We start from the raw sequence: 26,422 nt of genomic DNA, 5'->3' as shown, positions 1-26,422 counted from the left end.
TCAGTTCTCCAGTTGTTGCAGGATACGGTTAACTTTATCAAAGGTTTCCTGATATTCCGCCTCGACCTGGCTGTCAGCAACAATTCCGCCGCCTGCGGAACAGTAAAGCTGGCCGTCGCAGGCCGTCAGGGTGCGAATAGTGATGCTGGTATCCAGCGTACCGCAGACGCTAACGTAGCCAATGCTGCCGCACCAGGCGTTGCGACGGTGCGGTTCCAGCTCATCGATAATCTCCATCGCCCGCACTTTTGGCGCGCCGGTGATGGAGCCCCCCGGGAACGCGGCGCGCAGAAGATCGCAGGGGGTACGCGAAGCCGGCAGCTGTGCGGTAATGGTGCTGACCAGATGGTGCACCGCCGGGAAAGGCTCGACGACGAACAGCTCCGGCACGCGAACGCTGCCCGGTACCGCCACCCGGCCAATGTCGTTGCGCATCAGGTCGACAATCATTAAATTTTCGGCGCGATCCTTCGGTGACGCGGCGAGCTTTTCCGCCTGCTGGCGGTCGGCAGCCGGATCGCTCAGGCGCGGCAAGGTCCCTTTAATCGGGCGTGTCTGGATCTTGCCTTCCGCCAGATGAATAAACCGCTCAGGCGAAAGACTCAGGATCGCGCCCTGATCGAGACGGATAAACGCACTGAAAGGTGCCCGGTTGCTGGCATTGAGGCGGGTAAAGGCCTGCCATTCATCGCCCTGATACGTCGCCTGGAAGCGCTGGGCAAGGTTAACCTGATAACAATCACCGCTTTGCAGATACGCCTGCACGCGTGCGAATTTTTCCGCATAGGTCTGCGGGGTCATGTTTGAACGCCACGCAGAGGTCAGACGGAAATCTGGCGCGGCTGCGGGCTGCTGCGCGTTTAGCCACGCCAGGCGTGCCTCCACATCCGAATGGCTGAGCAGGGAGACCACCTGTTTATGGTGATCGACAATCAGCGCCCAGTCGTAAAGTCCCACCGCCATATCCGGCAGCGGAATATCCGCCTTCGCAACGGAAGGCAGCGTTTCAAAGCGGCGACCAAGGTCATAGCCAAACACGCCCAGCGCACCGCCCTGGAAGGGAAGATCCGGGTTCGGCGTGGCAGACAAACCCAGCTCGTCGATAGCCTCCTGAAGCTTGATCAGCGGATCGTGCGTGGAGGGCTGGTTTTCGGATGTCACCGTGCGCACCGGGTCAGCAACCACAATGTCGAAGCGGCTGTAAGGATGGTCCGCATGGCCGGAATGCAGCAGCATCGCCCAGGGAAGATGGCTCAGACGAGCAAACCAGAATTCAGCGGCGTCAGTACGCCACGGCAGGGTAATAACAGTGGGGAAGCGCATGTTCATGTGTGGCATACTACCGGGCAGCGTGAAATAATTAGCGCGAATAATTTAGCAGGAGTTGACGATGTTTGCAGGTTTACCTTCTCTGAGCCACGAGCAGCAGCAAAAAGCGGTTGAGCGGATCCAGGAGCTGATGTCCCAGGGGATGAGCAGCGGGCAGGCCATTTCTCAGGTGGCGGAAGAACTTCGCGCCACCCATACCGGCGAGCGGATCGTGGCGCGTTTCGAGGATGAAGATGAAGAGTAACCGGCTTACACAGCCGCGATAATCTTAATCTCTACCTTGTATTCCGGCTTCATCAGCGTGGCCTGTACGGTACAACGTACAGGCGCGTGACCCGCCACCACCCACGCATCCCAGGCTTTGTTCATGGCCGCAAAATCGTCTTTATTCGCCAGGAAAATGGTGGCATCCAGAATACGCGATTTGTCGCTGCCTTGCTTTTCCAGCACCGCATCGATCTGCGCCAGGGTGTCAGCCGTTTGTTCAAAGGCATCCGCATCCAGATTGGACGGCACGCCAGTGTAATAGAGCGTCTGGTTATGAATGACTACATCAGACCAGCGGGCTTCGGCATCAATGCGCACAATTGTCATAAACGTTTCCTCGTTACTTTCGTCATCAGGCGGCAAGACTGCCATATTGTTTCGCCGTCGTCACTATTTGGGGTGGCACAGGGGAGGATGGGCTGACATAATCCCTGTGCAAAAATACAGTGAGAGAACACCGTGGCAGACGATTTTTCCCCTGAAGGGCAGTTAGCACAGGCTATTCCCGGTTTTAAACCGCGTGAACCGCAGCGTCAGATGGCGCATGCCGTCGCTCGCGCTATCGATAAGGCACAGCCGCTGGTGGTCGAGGCCGGAACCGGCACGGGAAAAACCTACGCTTACCTTGCACCGGCGCTGCGCGCGAAAAAGAAGGTGATCATCTCTACCGGCTCGAAGGCGTTGCAGGATCAGCTCTACAGCCGTGATTTGCCGACGGTGGCAAAAGCGCTGAAATACAAAGGGCGGCTGGCGTTGCTGAAAGGGCGCTCCAACTATCTCTGCCTGGAGCGTCTCGAACAGCAGGCGCTGGCGGGCGGCGACCTGCCGGTGCAGACCCTGAGTGATGTGATCATCCTTCGCGCCTGGGCTAACCAGACGGAAGAGGGGGATATCAGCACCTGCGCGAGCGTGGCGGAAGACTCTCCCGCCTGGCCGCTGGTGACCAGCACCAATGACAACTGTCTGGGCAGCGACTGCCCGCTGTATAAAGACTGTTTTGTGGTCAAAGCGCGTAAAACGGCGATGGATGCAGATGTGGTGGTGGTCAACCACCATCTGTTTCTCGCGGATATGGTGGTGAAAGACAGCGGTTTTGGCGAACTTATTCCTGAAGCGGAAGTGATGATCTTCGACGAAGCCCATCAGCTTCCGGATATCGCCAGCCAGTATTTCGGTCAGTCGCTCTCCAGCCGCCAGCTGCTGGATCTGGCGAAAGATTTCACCATTGCTTATCGCACTGAATTAAAAGATACCCAGCAGCTGCAAAAATGTGCCGATCGCCTCGCGCAAAGCGCGCAGGATTTTCGCCTGCAGCTTGGCGAGCCGGGCTACCGCGGCAATTTGCGCGAGCTGCTGGCGGACAATAATATCCAGCGCGCGCTACTGCTACTGGATGACGCGCTGGAACTCTGTTACGACGTGGCGAAACTGTCGCTTGGCCGTTCTGCGCTGCTGGACGCTGCCTTCGAGCGTGCCACGCTCTATCGCGGGCGGCTGAAACGCCTGAAGGAGATCAACCAGCCGGGGTACAGCTACTGGTATGAATGCACCTCGCGTCATTTCACCCTGGCGCTTACGCCGCTGACGGTGGCAGACAAATTCAAAGAGGTGATGGCGCAAAAACCGGGGAGCTGGATATTTACCTCCGCGACCCTGTCGGTGAATGACGATCTGCACCACTTCACCGAGCGTCTCGGGATTGAACAGGCGGAGTCACTGCTGCTGCCGAGCCCGTTTGATTATGAAAGACAGGCGCTGCTCTGCGTGCCGCGTAATCTGCCGTTACCCAACCAGCCCGGTGCCGCACGCCTGCTGGCAGCCATGCTGAAGCCGATGATTGAGGCCAACAATGGCCGCTGCTTTATGCTCTGCACCTCTCACGCCATGATGCGCGACCTGGCAGAACAGTTCCGCGCCACCATGACCTTGCCGGTGCTGCTGCAGGGGGAAACCAGCAAAGGGCAACTGTTACAGCAGTTTGTCAGTGCCGGAAATGCGCTTCTGGTGGCAACCAGCAGTTTCTGGGAAGGCGTAGACGTGCGGGGCGATACCCTGTCGCTGGTGATTATCGATAAACTGCCTTTTACCTCGCCGGACGATCCGCTGCTCAAAGCGCGAATGGAAGACTGCCGTCTGCGCGGGGGCGATCCTTTCGACGAGGTACAGCTGCCGGACGCGGTGATCACCCTCAAACAGGGGGTAGGACGCCTGATCCGTGACGTGGACGACCGCGGCGTGCTCGTAATCTGTGATAACCGGCTGGTGATGCGCCCCTACGGTGCGACCTTCCTCGCCAGCCTGCCGCCCGCGCCGCGTACGCGGGACATTAAACGCGCGGTTCGCTTCCTGGCCAACCCAACGGCGGAGTAATTTGCCCGGGAGTGTGCTAAGATGCGCGCCATTTTGTGACTGACCATTGCGAGAGCGCGACGACTGATGCGAATTCTGGCTATTGATACCGCTACAGAGGCGTGTTCCGTTGCTCTGTGGAACGACGGTGCTATTTCTGCTCATTTCGAAGAGTGCCCACGAGAACACACCCAACGTATTCTGCCCCTGGTGAAAGCGATTTTGACCCAGGGCAACACCACCTTAACCGACCTCGATGCGCTGGCCTTTGGCCGTGGCCCCGGCAGCTTTACGGGTGTACGCATTGGGATCGGTATTGCGCAGGGGCTGGCGCTGGGCGCTGACCTGCCGATGATCGGTGTTTCCACCCTGGCGACGATGGCGCAGGGCGCGTGGCGTATGACCGGTGCTACCCGTGTGCTGGCAGCGATTGATGCCCGCATGGGCGAAGTCTACTGGGCTGAATACACCCGCGACGCGCAGGGCGTGTGGCACGGCGAAGAGACGGAAGCGGTGCTCAAGCCGGAAGCGGTAACCGAACGGTTGCAGAACCTCTCCGGTGAATGGGCGACGGTAGGGACCGGTTGGGCGGCATGGCCTGACATGGCAAACGGTACCGGCGTAACGCTGGTGGACGGCAACATGCTTCTGCCTGCCGCAGAGGATATGCTTCCCCTGGCCTGCCAGCTGCTCGCAGCAGGAAAAACCGTGGCTGTTGAACATGCCGAGCCGGTTTATTTGCGAAACACCGTCGCGTGGAAGAAACTTCCAGGCCGCGAGTGAATCTCAGTAACAGGAACTGAGAAAAAGGAGTCGCATCATGGCGGTTCAGACTAAAGTAGTACGCCTAATTATGGCAGGCGCTGTGGCCATAGCACTGAGCGGATGCGTTTCCGTTCCTGATGCGATTAAGGGCAGTAGCCCTACGCCACAGCAGGATCTGGTTCGCGTGATGAATGCCCCTGAGCTTTACGTCGGTCAGGAAGCGCGCTTCGGCGGGAAGGTGATTGAGGTGCAAAACCAGCAGGGGAAAACCCGGCTGGAGATCGCCACCGTGCCACTGGATAGCGGCGCGCGGCCGATCCTCGGCGAAACCTCGCGCGGGCGCATTTTTGCCGATGTCAGCGGCTTCCTCGACCCGGTTGATTTCCGTGGACAGCTGGTGACCGTCGTCGGGCCGATTACCGGCACGACACAGGGCAAAATCGGCACAACCCCTTACAAATTTATGACCATGCAGGTTAACGGCTACAAACGCTGGCGGCTGACACAGCAGGTGATCATGCCGCCTCAGCCTGTCGATCCGTGGATGTGGGGCCCGCACCCGTATCGTTACGGCTACCCCGGCTGGGGCTGGTATAACCCGGGTCCGGCGCAGGTACAGACGATCGTTACTGAGTAACTTACTGTTATTGTTAGAAAAGAGACAGCGGCTCAGCCGCTGTCTCTGTTTTTTTTACGGCTAAAACGAAAAAAAAGAGTGACGCGCTTCGCAACCTTAAATCTGGGCAATTAATAAACTGGTACGCTGAGTTAATATAATGTTAACAAACTGTTTATTATCGGGGTTGTGATGACGACGAACACTCAATTCAGAGGTGATGCATTGAACAAGGTTTGGCTTAACCGTTATCCCGCAGATGTGCCTGCGGAGATCAATCCTGACCGTTATCAATCCCTGGTTGAATTATTTGAACACTCGGTAAGGCGTTACGCCGATCAGCCCGCGTTTATCAATATGGGTGAGGTAATGACGTTCCGTAAGCTTGAGGAGCGGAGTCGGGCGTTCGCGGCCTATTTGCAGGAAGGGCTGGGGCTGCAAAAAGGGGATCGCGTCGCGCTGATGATGCCGAACCTGCTGCAATACCCGGTCGCGTTATTTGGTATCCTGCGGGCCGGGATGATTGTCGTCAACGTCAACCCGCTCTACACCCCACGTGAACTGGAGCATCAGCTGAACGACAGCGGCGCGACCGCAATTGTGATCGTCTCAAACTTTGCCCACACGCTGGAGAAAGTGGTCGACAGAACCCAGGTTAAACACGTCATCCTGACGCGCATGGGGGATCAGCTCTCCACCGCCAAGGGCACGCTGGTTAATTTTGTCGTCAAATACATTAAACGTCTGGTACCGAAATACCATCTGCCAGATGCCATCTCCTTCCGCCGCGCGTTGCATGCCGGGTATCGTATGCAATACGTCAAACCGGAAGTGGTGTCAGAGGATCTTGCGTTCCTGCAGTACACCGGGGGGACTACCGGGGTGGCCAAAGGCGCCATGCTGACTCACCGCAATATGCTGGCGAACCTTGAGCAGGTGAATGCGACCTACGGGCCGCTGCTGCATCCGGGCAAAGAGGTGGTCATCACCGCGCTTCCGCTTTATCACATTTTTGCGCTGACCATGAACTGCCTGCTGTTTATTGAGCTGGGCGGTCAGAACGTGCTGATCACCAACCCACGCGACATTCCGGGGCTGGTTAAAGAGCTGGCGAAGTACCCGTTCACCGCCATGACCGGGGTCAATACCCTTTTTAACGCGCTGCTTAATAACAAAGAGTTCCAGCAGCTTGATTTCTCCACGCTGCACCTCTCTGCGGGCGGCGGAATGCCGGTTCAGCAGGCGGTGGCAGAGCGCTGGGTGAAACTCACCGGCCAGTATTTACTCGAAGGCTATGGCCTGACCGAATGCGCCCCGCTGGTCAGCGTCAATCCGCATGATATCGACTATCACAGCGGCAGTATCGGCCTGCCCGTACCGTCGACGGAAGCCAAACTGGTGGATGATGACGACAACGAAGTTGCACCGGGCGAGCCGGGTGAACTGTGCGTTAAAGGGCCACAGGTGATGCTGGGCTACTGGCAGCGTCCTGATGCCACCGACGAAATCATCAAAGACGGCTGGCTGCACACCGGTGATATCGCGGTGATGGACGAAGAGGGCTTCCTGCGCATTGTCGATCGTAAGAAAGACATGATCCTCGTCTCCGGATTTAACGTCTATCCGAATGAGATCGAAGATGTGGTGATGCAGCATAGCGGCGTGCTTGAAGTTGCCGCGGTTGGCGTACCTTCCGGCAGCAGCGGCGAGGCAGTGAAGATTTTTGTGGTGAAGAAAAACGTCTCTCTTACCGAAGAGGAGCTCATCACGTTCTGCCGCCGTCAGCTCACCGGCTATAAAGTGCCGAAGCTGGTGGAGTTCCGCGATGAGCTGCCGAAATCGAACGTCGGGAAGATATTACGACGAGAATTACGTGACGAAGCCCGTGCCAAAGTGGACAATAAGGCCTGAGCTTCACGCTAATCGCCCAGACGCCGGTTTAGCCGGCGTTTTTTATGGGCGCAAACAAAAGAGAAACCGTTTTGAATTACCAGATGATCACGACCAACGACGAGCTGGCTTCGCTGTGCGAAGTGACGCGCGACTTTCCTGCCATCGCCCTGGATACCGAATTTGTCCGTACCCGGACGTATTATCCGCAGTTGGGTTTGATTCAGATGTACGACGGCAAACACGTGTCGCTGATTGACCCGCTCGGCATTACCGACTGGACGCCGATGCGTGACCTGCTGCTTGATACTGCGGTCACCAAATATCTGCACGCAGGCAGTGAAGATCTGGAAGTCTTTCTGAATACGTTTGGCATCATGCCGCAGCCGCTGATTGACACGCAGATCCTCGCCGCGTTCAGCAATCGTCCGCTTTCATGGGGCTTTGCCGCCATGGTTGAGGAGTACACCGGCCTGACACTGGATAAAAGTGAATCCCGTACCGACTGGCTGGCGCGCCCGCTCACAGAGCGTCAGCTGGACTACGCTGCGGCAGACGTATTTTACCTGCTGCCGATTGCCGGACAACTGATGAAAGAGGCAGAAGCCTCCGGCTGGCTGCCCGCGGCACTGGATGAGTGCCGGATGACGCAGCAGCGTCGCCAGGAAATCGCTGACCCGAAAGAGGCCTGGCGCGATATCAGCAATGCGTGGCAGCTGCGTACGCGTCAGCTGGCCTGCCTGCAACTGTTAGCGGACTGGCGCCTGCGTAAAGCGCGCGAACGCGATTTGGCCGTTAACTTTGTGGTACGCGAAGAGCACCTGTGGGCGGTCGCACGCTATATGCCAGGCAGCATGGGTGAGCTGGACAGCATTGGGCTTTCAGGCAGCGAAATCCGCTTTCACGGAAAAACGCTGCTCGCGCTGGTGGCCAAAGCGCAGCAGATACCGGATGACGCACTGCCAGAGCCGCTGCTGAATCTGATGGATATGCCGGGCTACCGCAAAGCGTTTAAAGATATTAAAGCGCTGGTGCAGGCTGTGGCGGCAGAAAGCAAACTGAGTGCCGAACTGCTGGCATCACGTCGTCAGATAAACCAGTTGCTGAACTGGCACTGGAAGCTGAAACCGCAGAATGGCTTACCGGAAATGATGGCGGGCTGGCGCGGGGAATTGATGGCCGATCGCCTGAATACGTTGCTGGAAGGGTATCCACGATAATCAATATGCCGGGCGATATACCCGGCATATTCCCCCGGTGGCGCTGCGCTTACCGGGGCTACGAAATCAAAAACTACGGACGCGACTCTTCCGCTTCCGGGAGCGTAACGTTCAGCTCCAGAATCGAAATATCCCCGTCTTTTTGCTCCAGCTGCACGGTGACCATCTCCGGGTCAATCTGCACATATTTGCAGATCACTTCCAGGATGTCCTTGCGCAGCTGCGGCAGGTAGTGAGGCTCGGCGTCGCTACGACGACGCTCCGCAACGATGATTTGCAGTCGTTCTTTTGCGATGTTGGCGGTGTTCTTTTTCCGCGAGAGAAAAAAGTCCAGTAATGCCATAACTTATCCTCCGAACAGGCGTTTGAGGAAACCTTTCTTCTCTTCTTCAATGAAGCGGAAAGGACGTTCTTCTCCCAGCAGACGGTCAACCGTATCCGCATACGCTTTACCGGCATCTGCTGTTGTATCAAGGATCACTGGCTCGCCCTGGTTAGAGGCGCGCAGCACGGACTGGTCTTCCGGGATAACGCCCACCAGTTTAATGCGCAGGATCTCCAGCACGTCTTCCATGCTCAGCATGTCACCTTTGTTTACGCGGCCCGGGTTATAGCGGGTCAGCAGCAGGTGCTCTTTAATCGGGTCTTCGCCATTTTCCGCACGGCGGGATTTGGATGCGAGGATCCCGAGAATGCGGTCAGAGTCACGGACGGATGACACTTCAGGGTTCGTGGTGATGATCGCTTCATCAGCGAAATAGAGCGCCATCAGGGCACCGGTTTCGATACCGGCAGGGGAGTCACAGACAATGAAGTCGAACTCCATTTTTTTCAGCTCATCGAGCACCTTTTCAACCCCTTCGCGGGTCAGGGCGTCTTTGTCACGCGTCTGAGAGGCCGGGAGGATATAAAGGTTCTCGGTGCGCTTGTCTTTAATCAGCGCCTGGTTAAGGGTGGCATCGCCCTGAATCACGTTTACGAAGTCATACACGACGCGACGTTCACAACCCATAATCAGGTCGAGGTTACGCAGACCGATATCGAAATCGATAACGACGGTTTTCTTTCCCTTCTGGGCCAAACCAGTAGCGATGGCCGCGCTGGAGGTGGTCTTGCCAACGCCTCCTTTACCCGAAGTAACAACAATAATGCGTGCCATAGAAATTCCTTGTTAAAAAGGGATCAATTCAACGGTTGAACGGTCAACGCGTCGTCTGCCAGTCGCAGACGAGCCGCTTTGCCATAAAATTCGGCTGGGATCTTGTCGCTCAGCCAATATTCACCTGCGATGGACACCAGTTCCGCTGTCAGGTGAGTACAAAATATTTGTGCGTCCCGATCGCCACTCGCCCCAGCGAGTGCACGCCCACGCATCATACCGTAAACGTGAATATTGCCATCTGCAATCAGCTCAGCGCCAGCGCTGACGTGGCTTGTAACAATTAGATCACAGTTTGGTGCATAAATGCGCTGTCCGGAACGAACCGGCACATCAATCATTCGCGTTTTTGTGAGGGCGGTAACGTTTTGTACCGCAGGTGGGGGCGTTTCAACGGCAACGGGGGCCGCACGTGGGGCTTTTTCTTTGCCTTCGTTCAGAAGAGGCAGTCCCGCACGGTCGATTTCCGCTTTCAGCTCAGTATCTTTACAGCCACTGATGCCCACAATGCGCAGACCGGTAGAGGAGACGGCCTGCTGGAGTTGTTTCCAGTTAACCGGGGATTCCAGACCGCTGACATTGATAACAACAGGGGCGTGTTTCAGAAAGGCGGGAGCCTGAGCGATTTTGTCTTCTAACGCCTGACGAATAACCTCGGGTTTTGCATCATGCAAATGTACCACTGATAAGGTGAAGCTACTGCCTTTAAGCTCGATGGGCGTGTTTGACATCCTGGCCTTACTCAATTTGCTATTAACCGCAACCACTCGCTGCGATATTCCGAAGAGTATCAGGCATGTTATAGTCAGGAGTATATTGAGGCAAGCAACCACCTATGAATTCAGAGTAAAAACATGTTTTGTGTGATCTACAGAAGTACAAGCCGCGACCAGACCTATCTTTATGTCGAAAAGAAAGACGATTTTTCCCGCGTGCCAGAAGAATTAATGAAGAGCTTTGGCCGACCTCAGCTGGCGATGCTGCTGCCGCTCGACGGTCGTAAGAAACTGGTTAACGCCGATCTGGAAAAAGTTAAAACGGCCTTAACGGAGCAAGGCTATTATTTACAGCTCCCGCCACCTCCCGAGAATTTATTAAAACAGCATCTTGAGGCGACCGGTAAAAAATAGCCTCACCTGTTTTCGGGCATAACACATCAACCGTTTAGGGGTCGACCATGTATCAACATCATAACTGGCAAGGTGCATTACTGGATTATCCCGTCAGCAAAGTGGTTTGCGTGGGCAGCAATTATGCCAAACACATTCAGGAGATGGGCAGCGCGACACCAGAAGAGCCGGTGCTGTTCATTAAGCCAGAAACCGCGCTTTGCGATATCCGCCAGCCGCTGGCACTGCCGCAGGGACTGGGTTCTGTGCATCATGAAGTGGAGCTGGCGGTGCTGATTGGCGCGACGCTACGCCAGGCCTCCGAAGAGCATGTGCAAAAAGCTATCGCCGGTTACGGCGTGGCGCTGGATCTGACGCTGCGTGAGGTACAGGGCAAGCTGAAGAAAGCAGGGCAGCCGTGGGAAAAAGCCAAAGGCTTTGATAATGCCTGCCCGATCTCGGGTTTTGTTCCGGTCGGCGAATTTACCGGCGATCCACAGAACACGTCCCTCAGCCTGAAAGTGAACGGTGAGATCCGCCAGCAGGGCACCACGGCAGATATGATCCATAAGATCGTGCCGCTGATTGCCTATATGAGCCGCTTCTTTACCCTTAAGCCGGGTGATGTGATCCTGACCGGTACGCCAGAAGGTGTCGGCCCTCTTAACGGTGGAGACGAACTGGACGTGAGCTTTAACGGCCTGTCACTGAAAACCCGCGTACTGTAAACGCATTTTGCCGCCCCTCAGGGCGGCAAAACTTGCATCAACGTGCCAGACTCGTTATAAGGTGCGCTTTCTTTTGACGTGTGGACATCCTGATGAACGACATCCCTTTCTGGCAACGCAAAACTCTCGATGAAATGACAGACGTGGAGTGGGAGTCGTTATGTGACGGCTGCGGGCAGTGCTGCCTGCATAAGCTCATGGATGAAGACACTGATGAAATCTATTTCACCAACGTTGCCTGTAAGCAGTTAAACATCAAAACCTGCCAGTGTCGCAACTACGAGCGCCGCTTCGAGTTCGAGCCGGACTGCATTAAGCTCACCCGTGAGAACCTGCCGACGTTTGAATGGCTGCCGCATACCTGCGCGTATCGCCTGCTGGCGGAAGGGAAGGATCTGCCGACATGGCACCCCTTGCTGACCGGCTCTAAAGCGGCCATGCACGGCGAGCGTATCTCTGTGCGTCACATCGCGGTGAAAGAGTCCGAGGTGCGGGACTGGGAAGACCACATTATGAATCACCCGACCCGGTGATAAATAAAAACCCGCCGAGGCGGGTTTTTATTGGGGTGCGGCCTGATGCCCTCACCCCAACCCTCTCCCACGGGAGAGGGCGCAAAAACTAAAAAAGGCAACTATCGTTGCCGTTTTGCTTTTACCTTCCGAACAGATCGCGCTTCTTCGGCTTAAACGGCTGAGCAATCAGCACCAGCAGCGCCACGACGAAGTAGGCCACAAAAATGCCCACCAGCCACTGCGGCATCTCCAGCGACAGGAATTCCCACTGACGTACAGAGCAGTCACCGGAGGCGACAAACACCTGCGGCAGCCATTTATCCAGCGGCAACCAGCTCGGGAAGCGGGCTGCGAAATCACAGGTCATGAACGGCGACGGGTGCAGTTGCATCATGGTGTGCTGCCAGGAAAGCTCAATCCCTTTCCAGGCGCTGTACAGCCAGACCGCGATAGCGACGTAACGGAGCGGTGTTTTAGGTGCAATCGCACCCAACAGACCCGCGCCCATGACGCCAAACAGCGCGCAGCGCTCGTAGATACAGAGCACGCAGGGTTTGAGTCCCATCACATGCTGGAACCACAGCGCGACCATTTCCAGCGCAAAGGCGGTCAGGGCCATTAACAACCATGCTCCGCGACCGCGGGAGCACTGGTTTAAAAATCTCAACATAATCATTTCCCTGGAACATGCTTAGAAAGCGCAGTGTAAACGAATTTTAATGCGCCGCAAGTATACCCGCTTGTATCAGCCATTGCGTACAGGGAATGAGGGTAATTTTGACGCAAAGCAATCCCACAATGGTGAGCACCAGCGTATAGGGCAGCGCCATCCAGACCATCTTTCCATAAGAAAGACGTATGAGTGGCGCGAGGGCCGAGGTCAGCAGGAACAGGAACGCGGCCTGTCCGTTTGGCGTCGCCACCGACGGCAGATTGGTGCCGGTATTAATGGCAACCGCCAGCAGCTCGAACTGCCCGGCGTTGATAATGCCTTCTTCCATCGCCGCTTTGGCTTCATTGATGTAGACCGTGCCGACAAAAACGTTATCGGAGATGGACGACAGCAGGCCGTTGAACAGATAGAAGAGCGACAGTTGCGCGTCGGGCGCCGCCTGCAGTACAAAAGTAATAATCGGGGCGAACAGGTGTTGGTCGATAATCACCGCCACCACCGCAAAGAAGACCGCCAGCAGCGCGGTAAATGGCAGGGCTTCGGTAAAGGCTTTACCGATAGCATGTTCATCCGTTACCCCGCTAAAGGTCGTCGCAAGAATAATAACCGAAAGACCAATCAGCCCGACTTCGGCAAGATGGAAAGCCAGCGCGACGATAAGCCAGAGACCGATGATCCCCTGCGCAATCAGACGCAGCGTCTCCTGGCGCGTGCGCTGCGTACGGTTCTGCTCGTCAAATTTATGCAGCTCTTTGCGAACTGGCTCAGGCAACTGCGCACCGTAGCCGAAAACGTTAAATTTCTCGACCAGAATGCAGGTTGCTAGCCCGCAGACGAACACGGGCACGCTGACCGGGGCCATGCGCAGGAAAAACTCGCCGAAATGCCACTCAGCGGCTTTGGCGATGATCAGGTTTTGCGGCTCACCTACCATGGTCATCACGCCACCTAATGCGGTACCGACGCCTGCGTGCATCATCAGGCTGCGCAGAAACGCGCGGAACTGTTCCAGCACCTCACGGTTATGCGCCTCGACGTGGCTGTCGTCCTGCAAATCCTCGCCCGGACGGGACGATGCCACGCGGTGATAAATGCCGTAAAACCCGACGGCAACGCTGATAACCACCGCCACGACGGTTAGCGCATCCAGGAAGGCCGAAAGGAATGCGGCAGCAAGGCAGAACGCCAGCGACAGCATCGTTTTAGACGGAATGCTGAGCAACAGGCGGGTGAAGATAAACAGCAGCAGCTGTTTCATAAAGTAGATACCGGCCACCATGAAGATCAGCAGCAGAAGCACTTCAAGATTGGATGCCAGCTCGGCTTTGACATGTTCTGCGCTCGTCATGCCGATAACCACGGCTTCAAAAGCCAGCAAACCACCCGGCAGCAGGGGATAACATTTCAGCGCCATGGCCAGGGTGAAGATAAACTCCGCCACCAGCAGCCACCCCGCGACGAACGGAGCGATACTAAAAATAATGGGATTAACAACCAGGAAAACCAGAAGTATCAGTTTGTACCAGTCAGGAGACTGGCCTAAAAAATTGCGCCACAGCGCGCGCCCAAAAGAAATTTCCACAACAGACGTCCTTCCCCGTCAGGTAAAACAAAACATCAGTATACGCAAAAAACGCGGGGCAGAGGCGGATAAGCGTGTATTGTAAATTTCACGAAAATAAAACAGCGATCCCTCTTTTCTCTCTTTCACGCGCTACCTGCCACTGCATGCCTCTGGTATGATGAGTGCAATTTGCAAAAGCTGTGTAATGGAAATCTCACTATGGTCATTAAGGCGCAGAGCCCGGCGGGTTTCGCGGAAGAGTACATCATTGAAAGCATCTGGAATAATCGCTTCCCTGCGGGATCCATTCTTCCGGCTGAACGCGAACTCTCTGAACTGATTGGCGTCACTCGCACCACGCTGCGTGAAGTGCTCCAGCGACTGGCGCGCGATGGCTGGTTGACGATCCAGCACGGTAAGCCAACGAAAGTAAACAACTTCTGGGAAACTTCCGGGCTGAACATTCTTGAAACGCTGGCGCGCCTCGATCACGAAAGCGTGCCACAGCTGATCGATAATCTGCTCTCGGTGCGTACCAACATTGCGACAATCTTTATTCGTACCGCTTTTCGTCAGCATCCGGAAGACGCGCTGCAGGTGCTTGCCAGCGCGAACGAAGTGGAAGATCACGCCGATGCCTTTGCCACGCTCGATTACAACGTTTTCCGCGGACTGGCGTTTGCCTCCGGTAACCCAGTGTACGGTCTGATCCTGAACGGCATGAAAGGGCTGTATACCCGTATCGGTCGCCACTACTTTGCCAACCCCGAGGCGCGCAGCCTGGCGCTGGGCTTCTACCATAAGCTCAGCAAGCTCTGTACTGAAGGCCTGCACGATCAGGTGTATGAGACGGTGCGCCGCTACGGCCACGATTCCGGTGAAATCTGGCACCGGATGCAGAAAACGCTGCCGGGTGATTTAGCCATTCAGGGCCGCTGAAATAAAAAACCTCTCAAGTGAGAGGTTTTTTTTCGTCGGGTGGCGGCTACGCCTTACCCGACCTACGGTTCATGTAGGCCCGGTAAGCGAAGCGCCACCGGGCGCAAAAAGGCCCGCATTAGAGCGTATTCAACCGCGCCGGGCAACGTTCCAGCAGCTCCACGCTGCCATCTTCATTCTGCTGCTCCAGCAGCACATCAAAGCCCCACAGGCGATGCACATGCTTCAGCACCTCTTTGCGTCCTTTATCCAGCGGCGCCCGGTTGTGCGGAATATAGCGCAGCGTCAGGGAGCGATCGCCGCGTAAATCCACGTTCCATACCTGAATGTTGGGTTCAAGGTTGCTCAGGTTGTACTGGGAGGAGAGGCGAGAGCGGATCTCACGGTAGCCTTCCTCGTTATGGATCGCAGAAATCTCCAGGTAGTTATTGCGGTCGTCATCCAGCACGGTGAAGAAGCGGAAATCACGCATGATCTTCGGCGACATAAACTGGCTGATGAAGCTCTCATCCTTAAAGTCACGCATCGCGAAATGCAGCGTTTCCAGCCAGTCAGAGCCGGCGATATCCGGGAACCAGTATTTATCTTCTTCCGTTGGCGACTGGCAGATGCGTTTAATGTCCTGGAACATCGCAAAGCCGAGCGCGTACGGGTTAATGCCGCTATACCACGGGCTGTTGTAAGGCGGCTGGAACACCACGTTTGTATGGCTGTGCAGGAACTCCATCATGAACCGCTCGGTGACTTTCCCTTCATCGTACAGATGGTTAAGGATGGTGTAATGCCAGAAGGTGGCCCAGCCTTCGTTCATCACCTGGGTCTGTTTCTGCGGATAGAAATACTGGCTGACCTTACGCACGATGCGCAGGATCTCACGCTGCCACGGCTCCAGCAGCGGCGCGTTTTTCTCCATAAAATAGAGCAGGTTTTCCTGCGGCTCAGACGGGTAGCGACGCGCTTCGGCAACCGCTTTCTCTTCTTCACGTTTCGGCAGGGTGCGCCACAGCATATTCACCTGGCTTTGCAGATACTCTTCGCGGCTTTTCTGCCGCGCTTTCTCCTCCTGAAGGGAGATTTTCTGCGGACGTTTGTAACGATCAACGCCGTAGTTCATCAGCGCGTGACAGGAGTCGAGCAGTTTCTCCACTTCGTCCACGCCGTAGCGCTCTTCGCAGTCGGTAATGTATTTACGCGCGAAGATCAGGTAATCGACAATCGAGCTGGCATCGGTCCAGCTGCGGAACAGGTAGTTATTCTTGAAGAACGAGTTATGCCCGTAGCAGGCATGCGCCATCACCAGCGCCTGCATGGTAATGGTGTTCTCTTCCATCAGGTAGGCGATACACGGATTGGAGTTGATCACGATCTCATACGCCAGCCCCTGCTGGCCGTGCTTATATAAGCGCTCCGTTTCAATGAATTTTTTACCAAACGACCAGTGCGGATAATTGATCGGCATCCCGACGCTGGAGTAGGCGTCCATCATCTGCTCGGACGTAATGACTTCAATCTGATGGGGATAAGTATCCAGACGATACAGTTTTGCCACCCGGTCGATTTCGGCGAGATAGACATCCAGCAACTCGAAGGTCCAGTCGGGTCCATCGCTCAGACGTGTGCTGTCCTTATTCAGGGAATCAATAGTAGCCATTAGCGCGCCCTCGTTGTGGGAGCTCTCTCTGTCTGGAGAGCCTCCTGATAAGCATAGATCACCGTGTTAAAAAGCGTGCTGGAGCAGAAATTTTTTCTTTGCGATTTCCCGTTTTTGATGCGGCAAAAAAAGCGGTCTTCACAGAATTTTATACTGGTTAAAAATAACGCGCAGCAGGAGATCCCAAATTCGCCTCATCCCCTGATGCTGGGGGATGTGTGAGGTAAGTCACCATAAAAAAGTCGTATGTTGAATAATATTTTCAACTAGGTTATCAATCTGTAATTAGAAGATTGTTCTTTTGCACATATGGAGTGGCTATGCGTGTTGTCATACTGGGAAGTGGTGTCGTTGGCGTAACCAGCGCCTGGTATTTAAGTCAGGCGGGACATGACGTGACCGTTATCGATCGTGAGTCAGGGCCTGCGCTGGAAACCAGTGCGGCGAACGCCGGACAGATCTCTCCGGGCTATGCCGCGCCGTGGGCGGCACCCGGCGTTCCGCTGAAGGCAATTAAGTGGATGTTCCAGCGCCATGCGCCGCTGGCCATCAGCCTCGACGGCACCCAGTTCCAGCTGAAGTGGATGTGGCAGATGCTGCGCAACTGCGACACCCGGCACTATATGGAAAACAAAGGTCGGATGGTGCGTCTGGCGGAATACAGCCGTGACTGCCTGAAAGCACTGCGCGCCTCCACCGGTATTGAGTACGAAGGTCGCCAGGGCGGCACGCTGCAGCTGTTCCGTACGGCGCAACAGTATGAAAACGCCACCCGTGATATTGCCGTGCTGGAAGATGCGGGCGTACCGTATCAACTGCTCGAAGCCAGCCAGCTTGGGCAGGTTGAACCGGCGCTGGCAGAAGTGTCGCACAAGCTGACGGGCGGCCTGCGTTTGCCGAATGATGAAACCGGCGACTGCCAGCTGTTTACGCAGCGTCTCGCGCAGATGTGCGAGCAGGCGGGGGTGAAATTCCGCTTTAATACCGCAGTCGACAAACTGCTGTCAGAAGGCGGAAGTATCTACGGCGTGAAGTGTGGCGATGAAGTCATTAAAGCGGATGCCTACGTTATGGCGTTTGGCTCCTATTCCACCGCGATGCTGAAGGGCATTCTCGACATTCCGGTTTACCCGCTGAAGGGCTACTCCCTGACCATTCCGGTAAAAGAGGACAGCGGGGCGCCAGTTTCCACCATTCTGGATGAAACCTATAAAATCGCCATTACCCGCTTCGATAACCGCATCCGCGTTGGCGGGATGGCGGAGATTGTTGGCTTTAACACCGAGCTGCTGAAGCCGCGCCGTGAAACGCTGGAGATGGTGGTGGGCGACCTGTTCCCGCGTGGCGGTTTTGTCGAGCAGGCAACCTTCTGGACAGGGCTGCGTCCAATGACGCCAGACGGCACGCCAATTGTCGGCCGTACGCCGTTCAAAAACCTGTGGACCAATACCGGCCACGGTACGCTTGGCTGGACAATGGCCTGCGGCTCAGGCCAGCTGCTTAGCGATTTGATATCCGGGCGCACGCCGGCAATTCCGTTTGACGATTTAAGTGCCGCACGCTATCAATCGGGGTTTACCCCTTCGCGTCCACAGCACCTGCACGGCGCGCATAACTAAGGAGTTGTCATGTCCCGTCCTGTTCTGGCTCAGCTCGATTTGCAGGCCCTGAAGGATAACCTGCAAATTGTTCGCCGGGCGGCGCCAGGTTCACGCGTCTGGTCGGTGGTGAAAGCCAATGCCTACGGCCACGGTATCGATCGTATCTGGAGTGCGCTCAGCGCCACCGACGGTTTTGCGTTACTGAATCTGGAAGAGGCCATTCTGCTGCGCGAGCGCGGCTGGAAAGGGCCCATTCTGTTGCTTGAGGGGTTCTTCCACGCCGACGATCTGCCGCTGCTGGATAAGTACCGGCTGACCACCAGCGTTCACAGCAACTGGCAAATTAAAGCGATTCAGGATGCAAAACTGCATGCGCCGCTGGATATTTATCTCAAGGTGAACAGCGGTATGAACCGCCTGGGCTTCCAGCCTGAGCGGGTCCATACGGTATGGCAACAGTTGCGCGTCCTGAAGAACGTGGGCGAAATGACGCTGATGGCGCATTTTGCCGATGCGGAAAAACCGGACGGCATTGCCGATGCGATGGTGCGCATTGAGCAGGCAGCAGAAGGGCTGGATTGCCCACGTTCGCTCTCCAACTCAGCGGCCACGCTGTGGCATCCTGAGGCGCATTATAACTGGGTGCGTCCGGGCATTGTCCTTTATGGCGCCTCTCCCTCAGGCCAGTGGCAGGATATCGCCAACAGCGGCCTTAAGCCGGTGATGACCCTGCGCAGCGAAATCATCGGTGTGCAGACGCTGAAGGCCGGCGACACGGTGGGCTATGGCAGCCGTTACCGGGCGACGGGCGAGCAACGGATTGGTATTGTGGCGGGCGGTTATGCTGACGGCTACCCGCGTATCGCGCCGAGCGGCACGCCAGTCTGGGTAGACGGGGTGCGTACGGGAACGGTGGGCACTGTCTCCATGGATATGCTGGCCGTTGACCTCACGCCATATCCGCAGGCGGGCATTGGTTCCCCGGTTGAGCTGTGGGGTAACGAAGTCAAAATTGATGACGTGGCTGCCGCGGCGGGGACGGTAGGGTATGAACTGATGTGCGCGCTGGCACCGAGAGTGCCGGTTGTGACGGTGTAACATGTCTGTGTGCCGGGTAAGCGTTAGCGCCACCCGGCAAAAAACCACTACTCCACGTCCTCTTCCATCGGCCGCAAACCGACTTTCCGCACTGCGTTATCTTCTTTCTCTGCTACGGTCCAGATCATCCCGGCAAACTCCACCTGGTCACCCACAACCGGGGCCGCACCAAGGCGCTGCTGGATGATTTCGCCCAGCGTTTGCTGGTTATCGTCGCCTTCAGCCCCTTCGTCGAGCCCATAAATCAGGGCCACATCCGCAAACCTGGCGCTGGCTTCCAGAATAAAATCGCCGAAGAAACGCTGATCCAGCGCCACCGGAGGCGACTGGCTGAACAGTTTACCCAGGGCGGGCAGGTCCCGCTCGCGGCCAATCACACACAGAATATCGCCTTCGCGTAGCCGGGTGCTGCCGGTTGGGTGCAGCAGGACATTATCGCGGAACAGGGCGGCAATTCGCGTTTCCGCAGGCATATGCAAATCGCGCAGCGATGCCCCCACGCACCATTTATCAGCGCTGAGCTGGTAAACAAACTGTTCCCACGGGTTTTCCGGGTGAATATCCAGCCCCACGCGAGACACCGGCCAGCCCACAGGAGGAACCACCACTTTGGCTTTTTTCGCCGCCCACCCGAGCGAGGTTCCCTGGAACAGCAGCGAGATCAGCACCACGAAGAAGGCGACGTTAAAGAATAGCCGCGCGTTATCCAGTCCGGCCATCATCGGGAAGACAGCCAGGATAATGGGCACCGCGCCGCGCAGCCCCACCCAGCTGATAAAGACCCGTTCGCGCAGGTTGAAGCCGCGAAACGGCAGCAGACCGGCAAACACCGACAGGGGGCGTGCGAAGAAGATCATCCACGCCGATAAAATCAGCGCCGGAACGGCAATCGGCAGCAGGTCTGACGGCGTCACCAGCAGGCCCAGCACGAGGAACATCCCGATTTGCGCCAGCCAGGCCAGCCCGTCGAAGTTCTGCAAAATGGCGTGACGGTTGCGAATAGGGCGATTGCCCAGCAGGAAGCCGCAGAGATAAACCGCGAGGATCCCGCTGCCGTTCAGCGCAGTGGTGACGGCAAAAATCAGAATGCCGCCGCTCAGGGCAAGCAGCGGGTAGAGCCCCGAAGGCAGCGATATCCGGTTGATCGTCTGCTGAAGCAGGTAACCCCCGGCCAGGCCGAGCGCAATCCCCAGGCCGAACTGCTGCAGGATATGCAGGACAAACATCCAGCTTAAGCCCGTTTCATGCTGCTGGATCATCTCTATCAGCGTGATGGTGAGAAATACCGCCATCGGATCGTTACTGCCGGATTCAATCTCAAGCGTGGACCCGACGCGTTCGTTCAACCCTTTGCCCCCCAGCAGGGAAAACACCGCCGCCGCGTCGGTTGAGCCGACAATCGCGCCAATCAGTAAACCTTCCATCAGATCGAGATGGAACAGCCACGCCGCCATCATGCCGGTCAGACCGGAGGTGATTAACACCCCGACCGTCGCCAGCGACAGGGCGGGCCCCAGCGCCACGCGAAATGAGCTCGCCTGGGTGCGCATCCCGCCGTCGAGTAGGATCACCGCCAGCGCAAGGTTACTGATCATGTAAGCGAAAGGGTAGTTATCGAAAGGGATACCGCCGATACCATCGACACCCGCCAGCATGCCGATGGCAAGGAAAATAACAAGAATAGGTATGCCGAGACGCGATGAAAATGAACTTAATAAAATACTACAGGTTACGAGCACAGAACCCAGAATGAAAAGACTGATTATCGCTGTGGCATCCAATGTTGTCTTACTCCCACCTCAATGTTAATGCTGTTACTAAAACCCTAACATATTAACGACGGAAACAGCGGTTTATTGAGGGGGATTAACGGCTTTTTTATGCCTTTAAGACCGGATGACCCCCAATCGTTAACCGACTGCCCGTTTCATCGTGCTTCAGGATGGCCTGCGCGCCTAACGCCAGGGTGACGGTTTGCTGCTCGTGGCCGAAGTCCAGCCCGGTAATAACAGGAATATCAAGGCGTGAGCGGATGAAATCGACCATCGTTTCCAGCGAGTATCCTGCGTCATAGTCATTCGGTGCGGCACCGGTAAAACTGCCAAGAATAACCGCGGATTGACGTTCCAGAATACCGGCGTAATACAGCTGCAATAACATGCGCTCGACGCGGAACGGATGTTCATTGATATCTTCCAGCACCAGAATGCCGCCGTCAATTTGCGGCAGCCATGGCGTTCCAATGAGCGACACAAGCATTGCCAGATTTCCGCCCCAGAGTTGTCCTTCACACGACCAGTGCGGCCCGTTGCCCTGCCACACAACGCTGTAGGTCGGGTTTTTCAGGGCGCGCCAGAAGTGTTCCACCGTAAATGGGTCAAGCTCGGGTGCCCCGAAATTACCGGCCAGCATCGGGCCGCTGAAGGTCACCACGTTATGCAGCGCGAGTAGCCCGAGCTGGATTACGGTAAAGTCGCTGTGGCCGCAGATAAGCAGCGGATCCTGCTGCTGACGCTTTGCCAGCCCTTGCCAGTCAATACTCTCCAGCAACCGGCTCGCACCATAGCCGCCGCGCACCGCCAGCACGATATTGTTCTCACCCTGCAGGTTCACCAGGCTGTTGATATCATTCAGCCTTTGCGCTTCCGTACCGGCAAAACGCTGCTGGCGGCGGGGGATAATTGTCTGATTTTCTACCGGGTAACCGAGTTCCAGTAAGCGCTCAACGCCCCGCTGTGCCGCCTCCTGGTTGATGCAGTACCCGGACGGCGCGATAAGATGAAACTGAGACATGGCAATTCCTTGCTGAATGAGAATCTAATTGTCTATATCATGCCGCTTATACGTTGCCTGCTTCAAGGGCGATGACCGGCTATAAGGATAGATGACGTGAAATTGAGATGGTTTGCTTTTTTGATTGTGTTGCTGGCTGGCTGTAGTTCAAAACATGACTATCAAAACCCGGCATGGAACCCGGAAGTGCCTGTAAAACGGGCCATGCAGTGGATGCCGATCAGTGAACAGGCAGGCAAGGCCTGGGGCGTCAGCCCGCGACTGATCACGGCGATCATTGCCGTGGAATCCGGCGGTAACCCAACGCTTGTCAGCAAATCTAACGCCGTGGGGCTGATGCAGCTTAAGGCCTCAACCGCAGGGAGAGAGGTCTACCGCTATATGGGCTGGCGTGGTCAGCCGTCAACCAGCGAGCTGAAAAACCCGGAACGCAACATCTCCATGGGCACGGCCTATTTGAGCATTCTGGAACACGGCGTGCTGAAGGGAATCGAGGATCCTGAAGTGATGCAGTATGCGCTGGTGGTCTCTTACGTGAACGGCGCGGGTGCGCTGCTCAGGACGTTCTCATCGGACCGTAAAGAGGCGATAGAAGAGATCAACGACATGGACAAAGACGAGTTCTTTGAACACGTGGTGAAAAATCATCCGGCACCACAGGCTCCGCGTTATATCTGGAAAGTTCAGAAAGCAATGGATGCCATGTAATGCCGTTGTCGGGCGGCCTGTGTGCTGCCCGGCTCCTGTCACAACACTTTATTCGCCCGCTCCCGCGCCTCTCGCTCCAGAGAATAGATAATCCGCTGCAGTTCACGCTCTGCGCCCGGCCCGACGTTCAGGAAGCGGAAGCTCAGACGCGGCGTGACGATCGTTTCATTTTTGCTGTCGACCACCTTACGCTCGCTGATGGCAATCAGCTGCGCATCAAAGTAAAAACGCCCCCAGCCTCCCATATCCAGTTCGATTTGGGTAAATCGCATGCCTTCTACCAGTCCGTCAGGCTTTGGCGTATCCATCAGCGCACCCATGCCGCCCAGGGAGAGGTCAAAAAGGCGAAAGCGGATCTCTTTTTTGTCCGGCATTTTGGCCTTACCAAAATAGGCAGGGTGAAGCGGGGCACTGATACGAAAATATTCACGGCGCTGAACAAACCAGAGGTTGGCCGGCAGCGGGGTGACAAACGCCGGAAGACCACCGTATTCGCTCAACTCCAGGCGCGGCAGGACAAATTCCACTTTTGCGCCGTGCGTTTCTGCCATCACCGAGATTTTCTCCGCCCGCAGCGCGGCGCGGTTTTCATGCTCCTGGCTGCCCAGGTCGATGACCAGCCTCTCTGCAGAAGCATCCAGGATTTTGCTGATGAACTGATTGTTTGACCAGCTGATGCGCAGCGGCACCTCGCCTTTTTGCAGGTCGCGCAATACCCCTAATACAGCCAGCGGATTTTGCTTCAGGAACTGCTCACTGTAATTACTCACGCCGGATGGCTCCTTGATAAATGACAGACTGTCTCTGCGTTATCGGCAGCGTGAAACGAAACTTAATACAAACCGGTGAGTTTTTTTCGCAGTACAGAGAAGTTAAGTCGGTGAGATGAAATCGGTTTTACCGTGATGACCTATACTTACGTTACCTGCGCGGAGGGTTTTCTGCGCATGCGTTAAACCTGCAAGAGGGCATCGCTATGGGTATTATCGCGTGGATCATCTTTGGTCTTATTGCCGGGGCTATCGCTAAACTCATCATGCCGGGAAATGATGGCGGCGGCTTTATATTGACCTGTGTTCTTGGGGTTGTTGGTGCGGTTGTCGGCGGCTGGCTGGCGACCATGTTTGGCTTTGGGGGCGACATCAGTGGATTCGACCTGCACAGTTTCCTTGTGGCTGTGGTGGGCGCCATTGTTGTCCTGGGCATATTCAGGTTGCTCCGACGGGCATAGATGACACAAAACGGCTCTCGCGACAGGGCCGTTTTTTTTGTCGTGATATTGATTTGCTAATCGAAATGATAATAATTGTCGTTCCTAGTTACATATAACCACAAGACGACACTATGAACACCTCACGTTTTGCAGTATGCGCGTTGGCAGGAGCCGTGACGCTGGCATTACAGGCACAGGCATTTGCGGAAGAATCCACCATTCTTGTCACCGGCTCTGAGCAGGGCAGCGTTCTCCCCGCATGGACAAACAGCGCAACCAAATCGGCGGTGGCCGAAAGTAAAACGCCGCAGGTGATCGATACCGTCTCTGCGCAGCAAATTGAGCAACGCCATGCCAGTTCCGTGAACGAAATCCTGCGCTATGTTCCGGGCGTTTCGACAGAGCTGCGTGGAAACACCACGTACATGAGCGAGTATAAAATTCGTGGCTTTACGGTCGACCAGGAGTTCTACAACGGCCTGCAGCTGCCGTATAACGTCACCGGAAACACCAAAGCGCGCATCGATCCACTGCTGATTGAAAGCGTTGATATCCTCAAAGGGCCATCTTCTGTGCTCTACGGTGGTGGCTCCCCGGGGGGGCTGGTAAATATTCAGGGTAAAAAGCCACAAAAAACCGCCCATACCGAGTTGGGTTTCAACACCGGCAATCGCAATCTGAAGGAGGGTTATCTCGACTCGACCGGACAAATTGCCGACAGCGACTGGAACTACCGCCTGCTGGGCAAAGCCACGGAAAATGACGATCAGCCCCATACCACGCGCTATGAAAATTATCTGGTTGCCCCGTCCGTGACCTGGGAGCCGGACAGCAAAACGCGTCTTACGGTTGATGCACTGGCGCAAAACTCCCCGAGCCTGTCTCCATCCAACCCGTTGCCGCTTGCTTATCTGCGCTCGAAATATGCCGACCGCCGGGATTATGCCGGGGATGAGTGGAGCGGTTTCAAACAGCGTCAGTGGATGCTGGGCTACAGCTTTGAACATGAGTTTGACAGTGGCTGGGGCTTTAACCAGAAAGCACGGTACTTTGATGTCGACACCCACCAGCGCAGCGTTTATGCCACGGGGACGGGGAGCGCGGTCTACCAGCTTAACCGGTTTGCTTACACCACTGATGAAGATCTGAAGAGCTTCAACATCGATAACCAGGTAACCAAAACCGTGGCGCTGGGAGAGTGGAAACACCACCTGTTGGCCGGGTTTGACTATCAAAAGATGGACTCTCACTTCTACTACCGTTATGCCTCAACAACGCCTGGCATCGATATGCGAAATCCTGACTATTCGCAGATCAATGAACGCGATCTCGGGTTGTATACGGGGCAGAAAAATCGTCTGAGCTATCAGCAAAACGGCTATTACCTGCAGGATCAGGTGGAGTTTGGCGGTTTAAATCTGCTGGCCAGCCTGCGTTATGACGATTACCGCTCGGTAACCACCAACTATATGCAGAATGGCGACAAGGCGTGGGTCTCGCAGGATCGCGTGACCAAACGCCTGGGCGCGCTTTACGCGTTTGAGAATGGGCTGTCACCGTTCATCAGCTACTCTGAAGGGTTTGCCCCGGTGTCGCCGCAGGGTACGCTCACGGCTAAAGACGTGAAGCCAACCACCAGCAAGCAGGTGGAAGGCGGGGTAAAATACCTGCTGGCGGATTACGCCACAACCTTTACCGCCTCGGTATTTAATATCCGTCAGAAAAATGTCGTCACCTCCGATCCGGGCTTCCTGAATTACAGCCAGACCGGAGAAGTGGAATCTAAAGGGGCTGAGCTCTCAATCGTCAGCCGCCCGGCGGATAACGTGACCCTGATTGCCAACTATGCCTACACCCATCTGATCAATACCGAAGATGACAAATACCAGGGCAAACGGCCAACGCAGGTGCCGGAGAATGCGTTCAACCTGTGGGGGGATTACACCTTTGACAACACGCCGCTGAGAGGGCTGATGCTGGGGGCAGGGGCGCGCTACACCGGTCCAATGGAAATTTCACCGAACAACGATGCGGGCAAACTGGGCGGCACCATGCAGTACGATCTGGCGGCCTCCTACCGTATGGGGGAAATCCTGCCGTCGCTGGAGGGATTGACGCTGAAAGCCAGCGCGCAAAACATCACCAACAAAGAGACGCTGACCTGCTACGACGCGACAAACTGCTGGATTGGACGTGACCGGACGTATCAGTTGGGGGCGAGCTACAGCTTCTGAT

At 55.9% G+C, this 26,422-nt stretch carries 26 protein-coding genes; 15 read left to right on the top strand and 11 right to left on the bottom strand.

Annotated features, from left to right (window positions below):
• On the bottom strand, nt 1-1,329 hold the full coding sequence (gene pabB / locus AC2FAK_RS03750) for an aminodeoxychorismate synthase component 1 (protein WP_047023049.1): 1,329 nt from the start codon (nt 1,327-1,329) through the stop codon (nt 1-3).
• A gap of 61 nt (nt 1,330-1,390) precedes the next feature.
• On the opposite strand from pabB, the gene AC2FAK_RS03745 reads away from it, so the two are divergent.
• The gene (locus tag AC2FAK_RS03745; RefSeq protein ID WP_008500497.1) at nt 1,391-1,573 is read left to right on the top strand and encodes a YoaH family protein; all 183 of its coding nucleotides are present in this window, start codon (nt 1,391-1,393) and stop codon (nt 1,571-1,573) included.
• 5 nt (nt 1,574-1,578) lie between these two features.
• Here AC2FAK_RS03745 and AC2FAK_RS03740 read toward each other — a convergent pair whose 3' ends face one another.
• On the bottom strand, nt 1,579-1,923 hold the full coding sequence (locus AC2FAK_RS03740) for a RidA family protein (protein WP_013096138.1): 345 nt from the start codon (nt 1,921-1,923) through the stop codon (nt 1,579-1,581).
• A 132-nt stretch (nt 1,924-2,055) separates the two neighbouring features.
• On the opposite strand from AC2FAK_RS03740, the gene yoaA reads away from it, so the two are divergent.
• The 5 genes from yoaA to rnd all read left to right on the top strand — a co-directional run bounded on the left by yoaA (nt 2,056) and on the right by rnd (nt 8,436).
• Entirely contained in the window at nt 2,056-3,966 is a 1,911-nt protein-coding gene (gene yoaA, locus AC2FAK_RS03735) for a DNA repair helicase YoaA (RefSeq protein WP_047023048.1), read from the top strand.
• A 66-nt stretch (nt 3,967-4,032) separates the two neighbouring features.
• Entirely contained in the window at nt 4,033-4,728 is a 696-nt protein-coding gene (gene tsaB / locus AC2FAK_RS03730) for a tRNA (adenosine(37)-N6)-threonylcarbamoyltransferase complex dimerization subunit type 1 TsaB (RefSeq protein ID WP_047023047.1), read from the top strand.
• A gap of 37 nt (nt 4,729-4,765) precedes the next feature.
• Nucleotides 4,766-5,347, top strand: a complete 582-nt coding sequence (locus AC2FAK_RS03725) for a Slp family lipoprotein (RefSeq protein ID WP_013096141.1) — start codon at nt 4,766-4,768, stop codon at nt 5,345-5,347.
• A 204-nt stretch (nt 5,348-5,551) separates the two neighbouring features.
• Nucleotides 5,552-7,237 carry a long-chain-fatty-acid--CoA ligase FadD gene (gene fadD, locus AC2FAK_RS03720; protein ID WP_141236754.1) on the top strand — a complete coding sequence of 562 codons (1,686 nt, stop codon included), beginning with the start codon at nt 5,552-5,554 and terminating at the stop codon, nt 7,235-7,237.
• Nucleotides 7,238-7,308: 71 nt separating this feature from the next.
• Nucleotides 7,309-8,436, top strand: coding sequence for a ribonuclease D (gene rnd, locus AC2FAK_RS03715; protein ID WP_029882295.1), 1,128 nt, complete (start codon nt 7,309-7,311; stop codon nt 8,434-8,436).
• A 73-nt stretch (nt 8,437-8,509) separates the two neighbouring features.
• Here the strand turns inward: rnd and minE are convergent, their stop codons facing one another.
• The 3 genes from minE to minC are packed head-to-tail and all read right to left on the bottom strand — an operon-like array spanning nt 8,510 to nt 10,326.
• Complete coding sequence (gene minE, locus AC2FAK_RS03710) at nt 8,510-8,779, bottom strand: cell division topological specificity factor MinE (RefSeq protein ID WP_008500504.1); 270 nt, start codon at nt 8,777-8,779, stop codon at nt 8,510-8,512.
• A 3-nt stretch (nt 8,780-8,782) separates the two neighbouring features.
• A complete protein-coding gene (gene minD, locus AC2FAK_RS03705; RefSeq protein WP_013096144.1) occupies nt 8,783-9,595 on the bottom strand; it encodes a septum site-determining protein MinD in 813 nt (270 codons plus the stop codon).
• Between the two features lie 23 nt (nt 9,596-9,618).
• Complete coding sequence (gene minC / locus AC2FAK_RS03700) at nt 9,619-10,326, bottom strand: septum site-determining protein MinC (RefSeq protein ID WP_020690845.1); 708 nt, start codon at nt 10,324-10,326, stop codon at nt 9,619-9,621.
• 123 nt (nt 10,327-10,449) lie between these two features.
• Between minC and AC2FAK_RS03695 the strand changes: the two genes are divergently transcribed.
• The 3 genes from AC2FAK_RS03695 (at nt 10,450) to AC2FAK_RS03685 (ending at nt 11,965) form a co-directional block, all read left to right on the top strand.
• On the top strand, nt 10,450-10,725 hold the full coding sequence (locus AC2FAK_RS03695) for a YcgL domain-containing protein (protein WP_013096146.1): 276 nt from the start codon (nt 10,450-10,452) through the stop codon (nt 10,723-10,725).
• 47 nt (nt 10,726-10,772) lie between these two features.
• Complete coding sequence (locus AC2FAK_RS03690) at nt 10,773-11,432, top strand: fumarylacetoacetate hydrolase family protein (protein ID WP_038984664.1); 660 nt, start codon at nt 10,773-10,775, stop codon at nt 11,430-11,432.
• A 92-nt stretch (nt 11,433-11,524) separates the two neighbouring features.
• Complete coding sequence (locus AC2FAK_RS03685) at nt 11,525-11,965, top strand: YcgN family cysteine cluster protein (RefSeq protein WP_014832353.1); 441 nt, start codon at nt 11,525-11,527, stop codon at nt 11,963-11,965.
• A gap of 121 nt (nt 11,966-12,086) precedes the next feature.
• Here the strand turns inward: AC2FAK_RS03685 and dsbB are convergent, their stop codons facing one another.
• Nucleotides 12,087-12,617, bottom strand: coding sequence for a disulfide bond formation protein DsbB (dsbB, locus tag AC2FAK_RS03680; protein ID WP_028028084.1), 531 nt, complete (start codon nt 12,615-12,617; stop codon nt 12,087-12,089).
• 46 nt (nt 12,618-12,663) lie between these two features.
• The gene (gene nhaB / locus AC2FAK_RS03675) at nt 12,664-14,202 is read right to left on the bottom strand and encodes a Na(+)/H(+) antiporter NhaB (RefSeq protein ID WP_047023045.1); all 1,539 of its coding nucleotides are present in this window, start codon (nt 14,200-14,202) and stop codon (nt 12,664-12,666) included.
• A gap of 201 nt (nt 14,203-14,403) precedes the next feature.
• Between nhaB and fadR the strand changes: the two genes are divergently transcribed.
• Nucleotides 14,404-15,123, top strand: coding sequence for a fatty acid metabolism transcriptional regulator FadR (gene fadR / locus AC2FAK_RS03670; RefSeq protein ID WP_013096152.1), 720 nt, complete (start codon nt 14,404-14,406; stop codon nt 15,121-15,123).
• Nucleotides 15,124-15,241: 118 nt separating this feature from the next.
• Here the strand turns inward: fadR and AC2FAK_RS03665 are convergent, their stop codons facing one another.
• Entirely contained in the window at nt 15,242-16,774 is a 1,533-nt protein-coding gene (locus AC2FAK_RS03665; RefSeq protein ID WP_013096153.1) for a SpoVR family protein, read from the bottom strand.
• Nucleotides 16,775-17,094: 320 nt separating this feature from the next.
• Between AC2FAK_RS03665 and AC2FAK_RS03660 the strand changes: the two genes are divergently transcribed.
• Together AC2FAK_RS03660 and dadX are read left to right on the top strand one after the other, a co-directional pair.
• A complete protein-coding gene (locus tag AC2FAK_RS03660) occupies nt 17,095-18,393 on the top strand; it encodes a D-amino acid dehydrogenase (protein ID WP_014832348.1) in 1,299 nt (432 codons plus the stop codon).
• A gap of 9 nt (nt 18,394-18,402) precedes the next feature.
• Nucleotides 18,403-19,473 carry a catabolic alanine racemase DadX gene (dadX, locus tag AC2FAK_RS03655; RefSeq protein WP_095454545.1) on the top strand — a complete coding sequence of 357 codons (1,071 nt, stop codon included), beginning with the start codon at nt 18,403-18,405 and terminating at the stop codon, nt 19,471-19,473.
• Nucleotides 19,474-19,520: 47 nt separating this feature from the next.
• Here the strand turns inward: dadX and AC2FAK_RS03650 are convergent, their stop codons facing one another.
• Nucleotides 19,521-21,254, bottom strand: a complete 1,734-nt coding sequence (locus tag AC2FAK_RS03650) for a potassium/proton antiporter (RefSeq protein WP_013096157.1) — start codon at nt 21,252-21,254, stop codon at nt 19,521-19,523.
• Nucleotides 21,255-21,351: 97 nt separating this feature from the next.
• Nucleotides 21,352-22,266, bottom strand: coding sequence for a muramoyltetrapeptide carboxypeptidase (gene ldcA, locus AC2FAK_RS03645; RefSeq protein ID WP_062857091.1), 915 nt, complete (start codon nt 22,264-22,266; stop codon nt 21,352-21,354).
• A gap of 96 nt (nt 22,267-22,362) precedes the next feature.
• Here ldcA and emtA point away from each other — a divergent pair, with 96 nt between their 5' ends.
• Complete coding sequence (gene emtA, locus AC2FAK_RS03640) at nt 22,363-22,974, top strand: membrane-bound lytic murein transglycosylase EmtA (protein WP_023621731.1); 612 nt, start codon at nt 22,363-22,365, stop codon at nt 22,972-22,974.
• 38 nt (nt 22,975-23,012) lie between these two features.
• Here emtA and ycgR read toward each other — a convergent pair whose 3' ends face one another.
• Nucleotides 23,013-23,744 carry a flagellar brake protein YcgR gene (gene ycgR / locus AC2FAK_RS03635; RefSeq protein WP_023621730.1) on the bottom strand — a complete coding sequence of 244 codons (732 nt, stop codon included), beginning with the start codon at nt 23,742-23,744 and terminating at the stop codon, nt 23,013-23,015.
• A gap of 206 nt (nt 23,745-23,950) precedes the next feature.
• Here ycgR and AC2FAK_RS03630 point away from each other — a divergent pair, with 206 nt between their 5' ends.
• Both AC2FAK_RS03630 and AC2FAK_RS03625 read left to right on the top strand, forming a co-directional pair.
• Nucleotides 23,951-24,205 carry a GlsB/YeaQ/YmgE family stress response membrane protein gene (locus AC2FAK_RS03630; protein WP_013096161.1) on the top strand — a complete coding sequence of 85 codons (255 nt, stop codon included), beginning with the start codon at nt 23,951-23,953 and terminating at the stop codon, nt 24,203-24,205.
• A 113-nt stretch (nt 24,206-24,318) separates the two neighbouring features.
• Nucleotides 24,319-26,421: a TonB-dependent siderophore receptor gene (locus tag AC2FAK_RS03625; RefSeq protein WP_095454544.1), complete on the top strand. Its 2,103-nt coding sequence runs from the start codon at nt 24,319-24,321 to the stop codon at nt 26,419-26,421.
• Nucleotide 26,422: the final 1 nt, after the last annotated feature.

The organism is Enterobacter cloacae complex sp. 394F7, assembly GCF_057320385.1.
The sequence above is the reverse complement of the archived record's forward strand: the minus strand, read 5'-3'. Positions and strand labels throughout refer to the sequence as shown.